The 13,853-nt window shown below is 59.4% G+C and carries 10 protein-coding genes and 1 riboswitch; of the genes, 2 read left to right on the plus strand and 8 right to left on the minus strand.

All coding sequences use genetic code 11. From position 1 onward, the window contains the following. Positions 1-36: 36 nt before the first annotated feature. The 3 genes from panS to HF675_RS01865 form a co-directional block, all read right to left on the minus strand. Positions 37-960, minus strand: coding sequence for a ketopantoate/pantoate/pantothenate transporter PanS (gene panS / locus HF675_RS01855; protein ID WP_105232853.1), 924 nt, complete (start codon positions 958-960; stop codon positions 37-39). Positions 961-1,129: 169 nt separating this feature from the next. After that, positions 1,130-2,497, minus strand: a complete 1,368-nt coding sequence (lysC, locus tag HF675_RS01860; RefSeq protein WP_105232852.1) for a lysine-sensitive aspartokinase 3 — start codon at positions 2,495-2,497, stop codon at positions 1,130-1,132. Positions 2,498-2,605: 108 nt separating this feature from the next. Continuing rightward, a riboswitch (Lysine riboswitch) is annotated at positions 2,606-2,801 on the minus strand. A gap of 51 nt (positions 2,802-2,852) precedes the next feature. Beyond that, a complete protein-coding gene (locus HF675_RS01865) occupies positions 2,853-4,661 on the minus strand; it encodes a sodium:proton antiporter (protein WP_105232851.1) in 1,809 nt (602 codons plus the stop codon). Positions 4,662-4,888: 227 nt separating this feature from the next. Here HF675_RS01865 and pgi point away from each other — a divergent pair, with 227 nt between their 5' ends. Then, on the plus strand, positions 4,889-6,535 hold the full coding sequence (gene pgi, locus HF675_RS01870) for a glucose-6-phosphate isomerase (RefSeq protein WP_105232850.1): 1,647 nt from the start codon (positions 4,889-4,891) through the stop codon (positions 6,533-6,535). Positions 6,536-6,609: 74 nt separating this feature from the next. Here pgi and adhP read toward each other — a convergent pair whose 3' ends face one another. Together adhP and HF675_RS01880 are read right to left on the minus strand one after the other, a co-directional pair. After that, positions 6,610-7,623, minus strand: a complete 1,014-nt coding sequence (gene adhP, locus HF675_RS01875) for an alcohol dehydrogenase AdhP (protein WP_187043956.1) — start codon at positions 7,621-7,623, stop codon at positions 6,610-6,612. Positions 7,624-7,767: 144 nt separating this feature from the next. Further along, entirely contained in the window at positions 7,768-9,204 is a 1,437-nt protein-coding gene (locus HF675_RS01880) for a capsule assembly Wzi family protein (RefSeq protein WP_187043957.1), read from the minus strand. 225 nt (positions 9,205-9,429) lie between these two features. Here HF675_RS01880 and psiE point away from each other — a divergent pair, with 225 nt between their 5' ends. Further along, positions 9,430-9,837 carry a phosphate-starvation-inducible protein PsiE gene (gene psiE, locus HF675_RS01885; RefSeq protein WP_105232847.1) on the plus strand — a complete coding sequence of 136 codons (408 nt, stop codon included), beginning with the start codon at positions 9,430-9,432 and terminating at the stop codon, positions 9,835-9,837. Positions 9,838-9,912: 75 nt separating this feature from the next. Here psiE and malG read toward each other — a convergent pair whose 3' ends face one another. The 3 genes from malG to malE all read right to left on the minus strand — a co-directional run bounded on the left by malG (position 9,913) and on the right by malE (position 13,656). Continuing rightward, the gene (gene malG, locus HF675_RS01890; protein ID WP_111736264.1) at positions 9,913-10,803 is read right to left on the minus strand and encodes a maltose ABC transporter permease MalG; all 891 of its coding nucleotides are present in this window, start codon (positions 10,801-10,803) and stop codon (positions 9,913-9,915) included. An 11-nt stretch (positions 10,804-10,814) separates the two neighbouring features. Further along, a complete protein-coding gene (gene malF / locus HF675_RS01895) occupies positions 10,815-12,395 on the minus strand; it encodes a maltose ABC transporter permease MalF (protein ID WP_187043958.1) in 1,581 nt (526 codons plus the stop codon). Positions 12,396-12,459: 64 nt separating this feature from the next. Continuing rightward, positions 12,460-13,656, minus strand: a complete 1,197-nt coding sequence (malE, locus tag HF675_RS01900; protein WP_187043959.1) for a maltose/maltodextrin ABC transporter substrate-binding protein MalE — start codon at positions 13,654-13,656, stop codon at positions 12,460-12,462. Positions 13,657-13,853: the final 197 nt, after the last annotated feature.

Genomic DNA, 13,853 nt, shown 5'->3' on the forward strand with positions numbered 1-13,853 from the left:
CTTGTTATCAACGTGATGCCGGCGTTTGCGCCGGCATTATTTTTTCGCCGGCTTAATCGGCCGCCCGGACCAATAACCCGCCAGCAGCGAGCCGGAGAGGTTGTGCCATACCGAGAACAGCGCGCCCGGCAGGGCGGCCAGCGGCGTAAAGTAGATTTTGCCCAGCGTCGCCGCCAGCCCTGAGTTCTGCATGCCGACCTCAATCGCCAGCGTGCGGCAGGTGGACTCGTCAAAGCCGAACAGCTTGCCGCCCCAGTAGCCGCTCAGCAGGCCGATGGCGTTATGCAGAATCACCGCGATAATCACCACCAGACCGACGGAGGCGATATGGCTTTGGCTGCCGGCCACCACGGCGCTGATGATCGCCAGAATACACACCATCGACAGCGGCGGCAGCAGCGGCTCAAGCCGTTTGACCGCTTTGCCGAACAGATGATGGACAATCAGGCCGAGGCCGATCGGGATCACCACGATCTGCAGAATGCTCAGCAGCATGCCGACGATATCGACGCTGATGTCGGCGTCGACGTACAGGCGCGTCAGCAGCGGCGTGGCGAACACGCCAACCAGGGTGGAAACGGCGGAGATGGTTACCGACAGCGCCACGTCCCCCTTGGCCAGATAGATCATCACGTTGGAGGCGGTGCCGCTGGCGACGCTGCCGACCAGCACCATCCCGGCGGACAGGTCCGGCGGCATATGAAACAGCATCGCCAACAGCCAGGCCGCCAGCGGCATAATCAGATAGTGCAGAAAGATGCCGGCCGCCACCGGGCCGGGGCGCGCCAGCACGCGTTTAAAATCGTCCAGCCGCAGCGTGACGCCCATGGCGAACATAATCAGCATCAGCAGCGGGCTGACGTAAGGACTGATGCCGGTAAAGGTGGCGGGCGTGTAGTAGGCGGCGACGGAGAGCAGCACCGCCCACAGCGGGAATAATCGGGTGAAGGTTGCCAACATGATTCGGGTTTTCCTTGGGCCAAATAACGCGGATGGTTGTTGTGTTGTGTTGTGTTGTGTTGTGTTGTGTTGTGTTGTGTTGTGTTGTGTTTTTTTTAGTCAGAATGCGGCAGGCAGGGTTATCAGGCGGTGGGCGCAGCCTGCCGTGCCCACCGCCTGTCAGTATGGCTTATTCGAACAGATTATGGTGCAGGGTGCGTACCACCTGCTCGGCATCGCTGCCCGGCACCAGGAAGCACAGGTTGTAGTTGCTGGCGCCGTAGCAAATCATGCGGATATTGAACGGATCCATCACGCCGAACACCTCTTTGCCGACGCCGCAGGCGCGCGACAGCTTATTGCCGATCAGCGCGATCAGAGCCAGGTCTTCTTCCACTTCCACCCGGCACAGCGAGGAGAGTTCGGTCAGCAGCGCGGTGGTCAGCAGGCTGCTGCCGCTGGAGGTGGAGCCGGTGGTGTCCATGGTCAGCGCGATGCTGACTTCAGAGGTGGTGATCAGATCCACCGAGATATTGTGGCGTGCCAGAATGCTGAACACTTCCGCCAGGAAGCCGCGGGCGTGCAGCATATTCAGGCTGTGCAGCGTCAGCAGCGTTTGTTTGCGGCGCAGCGCCAGCGCGCGGAACAGCGGCGGGTTTTCGGTGGTGTTGCACACCAGCGTACCGCCGGCGGCCGGATCCTTGCTGGAGCCGACAAATACCGGAATATCGCTGCGCACCGCCGGCAGCAGGGTGGCCGGATGCAGCACTTTGGCGCCGAAGGTGGCCATCTCCGCCGCCTCTTCAAAGGCGATTTTATCGATACGTTTGGCGGCCGGCACCACGCGCGGGTCGGTGGTGTAAATGCCGGGTACGTCGGTCCAGATATCCACCCGGCTGAGGTTCAGCGCTTCGCCCAGCAGCGCGGCGGTATAGTCGCTGCCGCCGCGGCCCAGCGTGGTGGTGCGGCCTTTCGCTTCGCTGCCGATAAAGCCCTGGGTGACCACCAGCGACGTTTGCAGGCGCGGCTGCAGCAGCGTCTGCGCCAGCTCTTTCAGCACCGCGCCGTCCGGCGTCGCCCGGCCGAAGTGGTCATCGGTATGCATCACCTTGCGCACGTCGAACCATTCGGCCTGCGCCTGGCGCTGGCGCAGAATCTCTACAAACAGCAGGGTGGACATCAGCTCGCCGTGGCTGACCAGCTCATCGGTCAGTGCGCTGGAGGTGGCCAGCGCGGCCGCGTCCGACAGCATGGCGATATTTTCCAGCATGCGGTCGATCTCCTCGCGGACGACGGCGGGGTTGTCCAGGCGATCGAGAATGGCGTATTGGATACGGCGGATTTCGTCGAGCTGATAGCTGCGCTGCTCGCTTTCGCTGCCGGCGGCCAGCGCCACCAGCAGATTGGTGACGCCCGCGGAGGCGGAAAGCACCACCAGGCGTACGTCAGGATTACCCAGAACCACGTCGGCGCTGCGGTTCATGGCCTCAAAATCGGCGACGCTGGTGCCGCCGAACTTGGCCACCACGGGGGAAGATTGGGGTGCTGCTTGATTCATGTAAAAAAACCTCGTGTCAGGGATATCGTATCTGACGACTCTATCGCTAATAAGCCTTGGCACGGGGGAGAGCGGTAAACAGGGAGCAGACGTAGGGGTTGCTACGATACACCCAGAAGCGCCCCACCTTGCCGACTGTCCGCCATGGACAGTCCTGGTGACAACCCAGGGGATTCAGCCCCTGTAGCCGACACGCCGCTTAGCCGAATGGGCGGCGTACCTCGGCGTCGCTCCCCCTCCAGTGCCGTCATGGGATAACGGCTCCTCCGACACTGTACCTGGGCGACGCGCCTCTTCTGGCTTGCGCACGGGTGCGCAAGTAGGCTGATAGGAATAGCCGGTTTAACCGCTGCTGTCAACGGCCGGGCGTTGAGGGTTTTTCATCTTGCACCAGCGCAATCAGCGTGCAGGGCATAGTTGGCGTTGAACCCGCGCCGATCGGTTGCAAACTGCCGTCTTCTCGCTGATAAAAAAGCGGGATGACGCCGCGGTTTTTCTCCAGATATTCCGGCCAGCCAAAGTTGTCGTTGAGGCGGGTCACCTTGATGACGGCGCCTTTGGCGATCAGGCTGCTCAGGCGGGCGTAGGTCGCCTCGTGATTGAACAGGATCTCATGGCGGCGGAAGCGGGAACTTTCCGTGCTGTTGGCGCGTCCCTTCAGCGGCGCGCCGGAGCGGATGGCGAACACGTGATCGTCGCCGAAAATATGGCCGAAGTGGTACACCGCCAGCGCGTTTTGGTGGCGGTTGGGCGACAACGCCAGCACCTGGGCGGTGTCGCTCAGATCGAGGGTGTTGTCGGCGTGTTCCGAGTAGGCATGGCCGTAATAGGCGGGAATGCCCTCCATCCGCGCCTGGCGGTAATACTCCCAGCTACTGTCGGTGACCATCACCGGCACGTTCATTTTCATCAGCGCCTGCGCCAGCGTGCGCGCCACGCCGTTGGCGCCGACGATCAGCACGCCGCGCGGTTTCTGCTGCTGTACCCGTAGCCAGCGGGCGATAATGCCGCTGGTCAGGCTTTGCAGCACCACGGTGCCGATAATAATGGCGAACACCACCGTCACCAGCCGGTCTGCGCCTGCATAACCGTTGCGCTGCAGGGTCAGGGCAAACAGCGAACTGACCGCCGCCGCCACGATGCCGCGCGGCGCGATCCAGCACAGCAGCAGGCGGTCGCGCCAGTGCAGGCTGGAGCGCCAGGTTGACAGCGCAATGCACAGCGGGCGGGCGATAAACTGCACCACCAGCAGCAAAACCAACAGCGGCCAGCCCATCTGCCACAGCGCGTTGATATCCAGCCGGGCGGCCAGAATAATAAACAGCGCCGAAATCAGAATCGCCGACAGCTCCTCCTTAAAGGCCAGAATATCGCTGGTGTCCACGTCGCGCATATTGGCCAGCCAAATGCCCATCACCGTCACGGTCAGCAGGCCGGATTCGTCAGCCAGCGCGTTGGACAGGCCAAAGGCGGTGAGCATAATCGCCAGCACCGCCAGGTTCTGCAGATAGCGCGGCAGCCAGACGCGGCGCAGCGCAATGCCCAGCAGGTAGCCGAACAGCGCGCCGGCAATCAGCCCGACGGCGGCGGTGACGCCGAGCGTCCAGAACAGATGGGTATAGGATTCGGCGTTCTGCTGCAGCACGATAAATTCAAACACCAGCAGGGTGAAGATGGCGCCGACCGGATCGATCACAATCCCTTCCCAGCGCAGCACCTGGTTAATCCTGGCGTTCGGCCGCACCACGCGCATCAGCGGGGCGATCACCGTCGGGCCGGTAACCACCGTCACCGCGCCGATCAGCGCTGCCAGTTCCGGCGGAAAGTCCAGCAGCCACCAGCAGGCGACGCCGATGGTCATAAAGGTCGCCAGCATGCCGACGGTGACCAGATTGCGCACCACGCCGCCCAGCCCGCGGATCTCCTCCACCCGCAGCGTCAGCGCGCCTTCAAACAGGATGATCGCCACCGACAGCGACACCAGCGGAAACAGCAGATCGCCGAATAGCCCGTCCGGCTGCACCAGATGCACCACCGGGCCTAAAATAATGCCGAACAGCAACAGCGGCAGTATTGCCGGCAGGCGTAATAACCAGGCGAGCCACTGCGCCAGCAGCGAGCTTAAGCCGATAACCACCAACATCAACGGGGCGGAGAGTTCCATGAGAGCGATCCCTTTCAACAACGATATGGTCAACAATGACACAATTTGATGACAACCAGATCGGCCTGATAACAGGCCGTTAGCTCAATTATAGGGAAAAAGCTGAAACGATGCGGCTACGCATTGACAGTTAGCGCCTATCGCAAGAAAAGAGATCATAATCACGCTCTAACAGGCTACAATCGGACAATCACGTCATATTCATTCTCAAGCATAAGAGCGTTGCTATGAAAAATATCAATCCTAGTCAAACCGCTGCTTGGCAAGCCCTGCAGCAACATTTTGAACAAATGAAAGACGTACAGATCGGCGATCTGTTTGCCCAGGATAGCGAGCGTTTCTCCAAGTTCTCCGCCACCTTCGACGACCAGATGCTGGTGGATTACTCCAAAAACCGCATTACCGCGGAGACGCTGACCAAGCTGCAGGCGCTGGCGCAAGAGACGGATTTGCAGGGCGCGATCAAAGCCATGTTCTCCGGCGAAAAAATCAACCGCACCGAAGACCGCGCGGTGCTGCACGTGGCGCTGCGCAACCGCAGCAACACGCCGATTATCGTTGACGGCAAAGACGTGATGCCGGAAGTGAACGCGGTGCTGGCGAAGATGAAGCAGTTCTGCGAACGCGTGATCGGCGGCGCGTGGACCGGCTATACCGGTAAAGCGATCACCGACGTGGTCAACATCGGCATCGGCGGCTCCGACCTGGGCCCTTACATGGTGACCGAGGCGCTGCGCCCGTATAAAAACCACCTGAACATGCACTTTGTCTCCAACGTTGACGGCACCCATATCGCCGAAACGCTGAAGCCGCTGAACCCGGAAACGACCCTGTTCCTGGTGGCCTCCAAAACCTTCACCACTCAGGAAACCATGACCAACGCCCACAGCGCGCGCGATTGGTTCCTGCAGACGGCGGGCGATCGGCAGCACGTGGCCAAACACTTCGCCGCGCTGTCGACCAACGCCAAAGCGGTCGGTGAGTTCGGCATCGACACCGACAACATGTTCGAATTCTGGGACTGGGTCGGCGGCCGTTATTCCCTGTGGTCCGCCATCGGCCTGTCGATTGCGCTGTCCATCGGCTTTGACAACTTCGAACAGCTGCTGAGCGGCGCGCATGCAATGGATAAACACTTCGCGCAGACGCCGGCGGAGCAGAACCTGCCGGTACTGCTGGCGCTGATCGGCATCTGGTACAACAACTTCTTCGGCGCTGAAACCGAAGCCATTCTGCCGTATGACCAGTATATGCACCGTTTTGCCGCGTACTTCCAGCAGGGCAATATGGAATCCAACGGCAAGTATGTCGATCGCAACGGCAACCCGGTGGACTACCAGACCGGCCCAATCATCTGGGGCGAGCCGGGCACCAACGGTCAGCATGCGTTCTACCAGCTGATTCACCAGGGCACCAAACTGGTTCCTTGCGACTTTATCGCGCCGGCGGTCAGCCATAACCCGCTGAGCGACCATCACGCCAAGCTGCTGTCCAACTTCTTCGCCCAGACCGAAGCGCTGGCGTTCGGCAAATCGCTGGAGACCGTTGAGGCGGAATTTGCCGCGCAGGGCAAAAAGCCGGAAGAGGTGCAGCATGTGGCGCCGTTCAAAGTGTTCGAGGGCAACCGTCCGACCAACTCCATCCTGCTGCGTGAGATCACACCGTTCAGCCTGGGCAGCCTGATTGCGCTGTATGAGCACAAAATCTTCACCCAGGGCGCGATCCTGAATATCTTCACCTTCGACCAGTGGGGCGTGGAGCTGGGCAAACAGCTGGCTAACCGCATCCTGCCGGAACTGGCGGGCGGTGAGCAGATCGGCAGCCACGACAGCTCCACCAACGGCCTGATCAACCGCTTTAAAGCGTGGCGCTAAGGCTTGAACCGCGTCCGTGAATAACAAAAAACCCGCCGCGGCGGGTTTTTTTATTGCCGGTTGGCTGCCGGAGTTCAGCGGGACAGGAAGTCGATCACCATGCGGCCTTTGATCTTGCCCTGTTCCATTTCCTGGAAAATGGCGTTGATATCCTCCACCGGACGTTTGGTAACGGTGGGCACCACCTTGCCTTCGGCGGCGAACTGAAACGCCTCTTTTAAATCTTCACGGGTGCCGACCAGCGAACCGACCACCTGAATGCCGTCCAGCACCAGCCGCGGGATATTCAGGCTCATCGACTCCGGCGGCAGGCCGACGGCAACGATGCGGCCGCCGGCACGCATGGCGTCCACCGCCGAGTTGAATGCCGCCTTGGCTACCGCAGTCACTACCGCGGCGTGCGCGCCCTGGACTTTATCCTGGATGATCTGTGCCGCGTCTTCCGTACGGGAGTTAATCAACAAATCGGCGCCCATTTCGCTGGCGAATTTCAGCTGTGCGTCATTGACGTCGATGGCGATCACCTTGGCGTTAAAGACGTTTTTCGCATACTGCAGCGCCAGGTTGCCGAGGCCGCCCAGGCCGTAAATGGCAATCCACTGGCCGGGGGCAATGCCCGATATTTTCACCGCCTTGTAGGTGGTGACGCCGGCGCAGGTGATGCTGCTGGCGGCCGCCGAATCCAGCCCGTCCGGCACTTTTACCGCGTAGTCGGCCACCACGATGCACTCTTCCGCCATCCCGCCGTCCACGCTGTAGCCGGCGTTCTTCACCTCGCGGCACAGGGTTTCGTTGCCGCTGTTACAGTATTCGCAGTGTCCGCAGCCCTGGTAGAACCAGGCGACGCTGGCGCGGTCGCCAACTTTCAGCGAGCTGACGCCGGGGCCGATCGCCTTCACCACGCCGATGCCTTCATGGCCGAGGATGACGCCGGTCTTATCACCGAAATCACCGTTTTTGACGTGCAGATCGGTATGGCAGACGCCGCAGCACTCCATACTGAGCAGCGCTTCGCCGTGTTCCAGCGGGCGCAGCTGTTTATCCACGATGCCGACCGAGTGATCCTGATTAACAACTGCAGCTTTCATTATGAGTCTCCTGAACGATCGCAAACTTAAAAGATAGCGCAGAATCGGCGTGGTGATGGGGGGCTGGGAAAAAGAAAGCGGGGCAAAGAAAAATGCCGGTCGGTGAGGCACCGGCCGGCATGATAACGAGGATAGGATCAGCGATTACAGATTGATTGGCACTTCCAGGCTGATGCCGGCACCAACGTCGTCTGCGGTGCTGTGGTCATTGTTGGTGTACCACAGGCTGGTATCGAATTTCACCTGCGAATCGAAGTCGTAGCCCCAACCCAGCTGAATGCCTTTCAGCGTATCCGAGCGCGGGAAGGCCTGGTTAATTGACTGATTCTTCGGGTTAACTTTGGCATATACCACGCGGGTGCTCCAACGCTGACCGTCGTCCAGCACCAGTTCAACTCGGCCGGACAACATCTGACCGTCGCCGCCCATCGCGTGGCCCAGCGGGTAACCTTGCTGGTAATAACCGCCTTTGTATGTGTAGTGGTTATACACATAATTTTTCCGGGACATGTTGGCACGGGTATCGGCGCCTTCGATATACCAGTTAATGGTATTCGGGCCCCACTCAGGGTGGCCTTCCAGACCCAGCAGGTAGGTATTCTGTGAAGGCAGCAGGCCGGCCTCATCTTCACCCACTAATTGACCGTACAGGCTGACCGGCAGGCCGATCAGCGGTTGCATCTTCAGTTTGAAATCAAAGCCCGCCAACTGGTTGCCCGGATCGTTACCCTGGCCGGAGTCATCGTTATCTTTGCCGATGAAACCGTCCCAGAATGAACTCCAGGACTGTGGTCGCCCCTGGCCGCCCCACTGCATCATGCGGGATGCACCCAACTCGATAAAGTCGGTCGGCATCATGGTGAAACGGCCGCCAATCAGCTTGGTGTGTGGGATGGCGGAGTATTGTGAGAGCTGGCCGGCGGTGATCTGGTACTGCCAGCGGCCGATCCAGGAGAGCCATGGGGTTTCAAACGGCGACTGGTCGGCACGCTGCATCATAAAGCCGGTAACCGGACGCGCGGCGTCAGAGCGGATCAGGCTGCCGTCATAGCCCGGGCCCCACCACTGGGACACTTCACCGAAGGAGATCCACTGGTTCCAGACTTTTAGCGCGCCGTAGGAACCTTGCATATTAAACTTGGAACCGTCGCTGACGCGCTGGTCGCCTTCCACTGAACCTTGCAGGCGCACATCCCAATATTCGCCGCTGCCGCCGACGCCGACGGTCAGGCGATCGTCAGCATACTCACTCTGGCCGAAGCCTTGCGGAGTGCCGGGTTTATCGGTGGAGGCGTAGCCGCTGATGCGGATATTGGATTTCAGTTCGCCGACGCGGCGCTGAACGCGGTCAATCACGTTCTTTTCGGTATTAGTGACCGGTTTGGCCTGCGACAGTACGGAGTTGATCTCTTCCTGGCTGAGTGGCCAGGTGGACAGACTGACGTTGATCACGCCGCGATCGGACAGCCAGGCCAGATCGTTGCGCAGATCGTTATCAGGAGTGACCAGACCGCTGGCGTGGCTGGTCAAGGCACAGGTAAACAAGCCTGCGGCGACCAGTCCATTGAGTTTAGCGCGCATAAAAATTTCCTTTCCTGAGTCAGGGAATTGTAGATTTTATGTAAAGTTCTGTGCCCCATAATAGATGACATTTCAATTTGCTACAAATATATCCAATGATGAATGCTTTCTATAAGTTATTGTTATTATGGTGATTATATTGTGTGGTAGCGTTGACGTAATTTTTAAGATAATACCTATAGTTAGATGCGGTTCATTCTTTTGAGGTTCGGATTGGAGAGAAATATGGCAAAGACGTCGCGGTCGATAGCAATTGCTAAAGGCTTACAGCGGGTACTGAACGTCGGACTGCTGCTGCTGGCGGCGATCCTGGTGGTATTCCTGGTGAAGGAAACCATCCATCTGGCGAAGGTGTTATTTATCAATAACGAGGAGTCTTCATCGTATCTGCTGATTGAAGGCATCGTGATCTACTTCCTGTACTTTGAGTTTATTGCTTTGATTGTTAAGTACTTTGAGTCGGGTTACCACTTCCCGCTGCGCTACTTTATCTATATCGGCATTACCGCGATTATCCGGCTGATCATCGTCGATCATAAGAATCCCTTTGATACGCTGATTTACGCCGGGGCGATCATGCTGCTGGTGGCGACGCTGTATCTGGCCAATACCGATCGGCTCAAGCGCGAATAACGGCCTAAAAAAGGCGTCCCGCCCGGGACGCCAAAGACACAGGCACAGTGTGAAACCCCTCGTGATTTTCTTACATTACCCTTTAACCCCGCCGGCGGTCAGGCCGCCCACCAGCCAGCGCTGCGCCAGCAGGAAGACGGCGGTGATCGGAATGGCCGACAGCACCGCCGCAGCGGCGAAGTCTCCCCACAGATAGTTCTGCGGATTCAGGTATTGCTGCATCCCCACCGCCAGCGTGTAACTGTTCACGTCGCGTAACAACAGTGAGGCGACCGGCACCTCGGTGATGGCGGCGATAAACGACAGAATAAATACCACCGCCAGGATCGGCACCGACAGCGGCAGCAGCACCAGGCGGAAGGCCTGCCACGGCGTGGCGCCGTCCAGCGCCGCCGCTTCCTCCAGCGAATTGTCGATGGTTTCGAAGTAGCCCTTGATGGTCCAGACGTGCAGGGCAATGCCGCCCATATAGGCGAAAATCACCCCGCCGTGGGTATTGAGGCCGATAAACGGCAGGTATTGGCCCAGACGATCAAACAGCGCGTACAGGGCGACCAGCGACAGCACCGCCGGGAACATCTGAAAAATCAGCATGCTTTTCAGCAGGGCGCTTTTACCGCGAAAGCGCAGGCGCGCAAAGGCATAGGCGCAGGTGGTCGACAGCGTGACGATGCCGATGGCGGTGATCGCCGCTACCTTCACCGAATTCCACAGCCACAGCAGCACCGGGAAGGGCGGCGGCGTTACGCTGCCGTCGGCGTGGGTAACGCTCAGGCCCAGCGCCAGCCGCCAGTGGTCGAAGGAGACCTGATCCGGGATCAGACTGCCGGTGGCGAAGTTGCCGGCGCGCAGCGAAATCGCCACCACCATCAGCAGCGGAAACATGATCAGGGCGATAAAGCTCAGCATTGCCAGATGGGTCAGCCACAGACGCAGGCGCTGGGATTTTGGTTGGACCATAGCCATGGGTGTTCTCCCTAATCAAAGTTCATTTTGCTGGCTTTCAGATTCAGAATCGCCAGCGCGCCGACCAGCAGGAAAATCAGCGTGGCGATGGCGGCCGCCAGCCCGAAGTCCTGTCCGCCGCCGCCCTCAAAGGCGATGCGGTAGGTGTAGCTGACCAGCAGATCGGTATAGCCGGCCGGCGTGGTGGTGCCGATCATGTCCGGACCGCCGTTGGTCAGCAGTTGGATCAGCACGAAGTTATTAAAGTTAAAGGCAAAACTGGCGATCATCAGCGGCGTCAGCGGCTTGATCAGCAGCGGGAAAGTGATGCGGAAGAAGTTCTGCAGGGGCCCGGCGCCGTCGAGGGCCGAGGCTTCATACAGATCCTCCGGGATCGCTTTGAGCAGGCCCATGCACAGGATCATCATGTAGGGGTAGCCCAGCCAGGTATTGACGATCAGGATCATGCTCTTGGCGGTCAGCGGATCGCTGAACCAGGCCGGCTTAATGCCGAACAGCGTGCTGAGCATCATGTTGATTTCGCCGAAGCTTTGGTTGAACAGCCCTTTGAAGATCAGGATGGAAATAAACGACGGCACGGCGTAGGGCAGGATCAGCAGCACGCGGTAGGCGGCTTTGCCCTTCAGCGCTTCCCACTGCACCACGCAGGCCAGCACCATGCCTACCGCTACGGTCAGCACCACCGACAGCAGTGAAAACACCAGCGTCCAGATAAAGATCGAAATAAACGGCTGCTTGATGCCCTCATCCTGCGCCACCCGCAGGAAGTTCTTCCAGCCGCTGACGACGGTATAGCCAGGGCTGAGGGTTTCCTGTCCCCACTGCCCGTCGGCATTCACCGCCTGGTAGAAGCCGGTGTCGTCGTTTGGCCGGTACTGCGCCTGAGTCTGGTTATTGGTCAGCGTTTTGCCGTCGTCGGCCAGCGTGTACAGCGGGCCGGTGCCGGAGAACTGGCGCAGCGAGCTCATCCGCAGCACGCCGCCGTCCGGCAGTTGGGCAGACAGCTGACCCAACGCCTGACGGTGCTGGGTAATCACGCGCAAGGTGGCGCGTTCGCCGGCGGGCGCGGCGTCGGAGACGGTCAGCGTCACCTGCTGCGGCGCATTGGCGTTATTCAGGCTGAACGGTGTGGAAAGCAGCGATTCACCGCTGTCGGGGTGCGTCAGCAGCAGCTGCCACTGCCGATCGGCCGTCGGGTAGAGGCCGAAGGTAAAGGTCTTGCCGGTTTGCAACTGACGCTGCATCAGCACCGACTGCGCACGCTCGAAGGTGAGCTGGTTGCTGCTGCTGTAGTTGGTAAAGGCGATGGCGATGGTGCAAATCAGCGGGAACAGGACGAACAGCCCCATGCCGGCCACGCCGGGGTAGACGTAGCGCCAGGCATAAGCGCGGCGGTTGGCGAAAATATACAGGCCGGCGCTGACCAGGATCAGCGTCATGATGGCGAAAAGATATTCCCCCCGTGCATACATCAACACAATCAGATAACAGGTAACCAGACTGAACAGGCCAATCGTCAGCCATTTCAGTCCGTCATGCTGCCACCACTTCGATTTTTGGCGCGTCGGCAAGCCGGCGTGGGCGAATTGCATAGGGTGTTCCCTCTGTCTACGTAACCCGCTCCCCCCTCCCGTGCGGGAAGGGGGAGGGCCGGGCTTATTTATTGATGCGGGTCTGGGCGTCTTTCAGCGCGGCGTCCACCGTCTGGCGGCCGTTGATGGTGTTGAGTACGGCGCTGCGCATCGCATACCAGAACGCGCTCATCTGCGGAATATTCGGCATGATTTCGCCGTGTTGCGAGTTCTGCATAGTGGCAGCGATCTTTTCATCCTGCGCCAGCTGCTGCTGGAAGGACTTCAGCGCTACCGCGCCCAGCGGCTTGTCTTTGTTGACATCCGCCAGCCCTTGGTCGGTCAGCAGGTAGTTTTCCAGGAACTCGGTCGCCAGTTCTTTATTCGGGCTGGCGGCGTTAATACCGGCGGTCAGTACGCCGACGAACGCTTTCGACGGCTTGCCTTTGAAGGTTGGCAGCACTGCGACGCCGTAGTTGATTTTGCTCTGGTCGATATTGCCCCAGGCCCATGGCCCGTTGATGGTCATCGCGGTCTGCCCTTTGTTAAAGGCGGCTTCGGCGATCGAATAATCGGTGTCGGCGTTGATATGCTTATTTTTCACCAGATCGACGATAAACTGCAGGCCGGCGCGTGAACCGGCGTTATCGACGCCGACGTCTTTCACGTCGTAGCTGCCGTTGGCCTGCTTAAAGGCGTAGCCGCCGTCGGCGGCGATGATTGGCCAGGTGAAGTAGGGCTCCTGCAGGTTCCACATGATGGCGCTTTTGCCTTTGGCGCGCAGCTGCTTATCCAGCGCCGGGATCTCTTCCCAGGTTTTCGGCGGCTGTTTGATCAGATCCTTGTTATAAATCAGCGACAGCGCCTCTACGGCAATCGGGTAGCCGATCAGTTTGCCGTCGTAGCGCACCGCATCCCAGGTGAACGGGAAAATCTTGTCCTGCAGCGCTTTGGACGGGTGGATCTCCGCCAGCAGGCCGGACTGCGCGTAGCCGCCGAAGCGGTCGTGCGCCCAGAAGATAATGTCCGGGCCGTCGCCGGTTGCGGCTACCTGCGGATATTTCTCTTCCAGTTTATCGGGGTGCTCGACGGTCACCTTGATGCCGGTGTCCTGCTCAAATTTTTTGCCGACCTCGGCCAGGCCGTTATAGCCTTTATCGCCGTTGATCCAGATGACCAGCTTGCCTTCTTCGATTTTGGCAAAGGCCGAGGATGAAAGCGCCAACGTCGTCAGCGCCGACAGCACCAGCGTGCGGGCGGCGGTAGTCATAGTACGAGTCATAGTCCAATCCTTCTGTGGGCACTGCGGTAAGTTGGCAAATAGTGGGCCACAACCGGCGTGCCGCTCATCCTCCTGTGCTCTACGCCCCATCGCTGAGTTATGTGATCCAGTTAACACTCCGTTCCATTCTGTGGCCTTCGGCACAAAAAATGCCGGCCGTTTTTGCCAAACGGATCACAGATTTGTCTGACGTGCGT

Source organism: Serratia sp. JUb9, from assembly GCF_014298095.1.
In the GTDB taxonomy this organism is placed as follows: Bacteria; Pseudomonadota; Gammaproteobacteria; order Enterobacterales; family Enterobacteriaceae; genus Serratia_B; species Serratia_B rhizosphaerae.

Coding starts and splice junctions, on each gene's coding strand:
- HF675_RS01880 (WP_187043957.1), bottom strand. CDS start 9,204: ATGCGCGCTAAACTCAATGGACTGGTCGCCGCAGGCTTGTTTACCTGT.
- panS (WP_105232853.1), bottom strand. CDS start 960: ATGTTGGCAACCTTCACCCGATTATTCCCGCTGTGGGCGGTGCTGCTC.
- HF675_RS01865 (WP_105232851.1), bottom strand. CDS start 4,661: ATGGAACTCTCCGCCCCGTTGATGTTGGTGGTTATCGGCTTAAGCTCG.
- malF (WP_187043958.1), bottom strand. CDS start 12,395: ATGCAATTCGCCCACGCCGGCTTGCCGACGCGCCAAAAATCGAAGTGG.
- pgi (WP_105232850.1), top strand. CDS start 4,889: ATGAAAAATATCAATCCTAGTCAAACCGCTGCTTGGCAAGCCCTGCAG.
- malE (WP_187043959.1), bottom strand. CDS start 13,656: ATGACTCGTACTATGACTACCGCCGCCCGCACGCTGGTGCTGTCGGCG.
- psiE (WP_105232847.1), top strand. CDS start 9,430: ATGGCAAAGACGTCGCGGTCGATAGCAATTGCTAAAGGCTTACAGCGG.
- lysC (WP_105232852.1), bottom strand. CDS start 2,497: ATGAATCAAGCAGCACCCCAATCTTCCCCCGTGGTGGCCAAGTTCGGC.
- malG (WP_111736264.1), bottom strand. CDS start 10,803: ATGGCTATGGTCCAACCAAAATCCCAGCGCCTGCGTCTGTGGCTGACC.
- adhP (WP_187043956.1), bottom strand. CDS start 7,623: ATGAAAGCTGCAGTTGTTAATCAGGATCACTCGGTCGGCATCGTGGAT.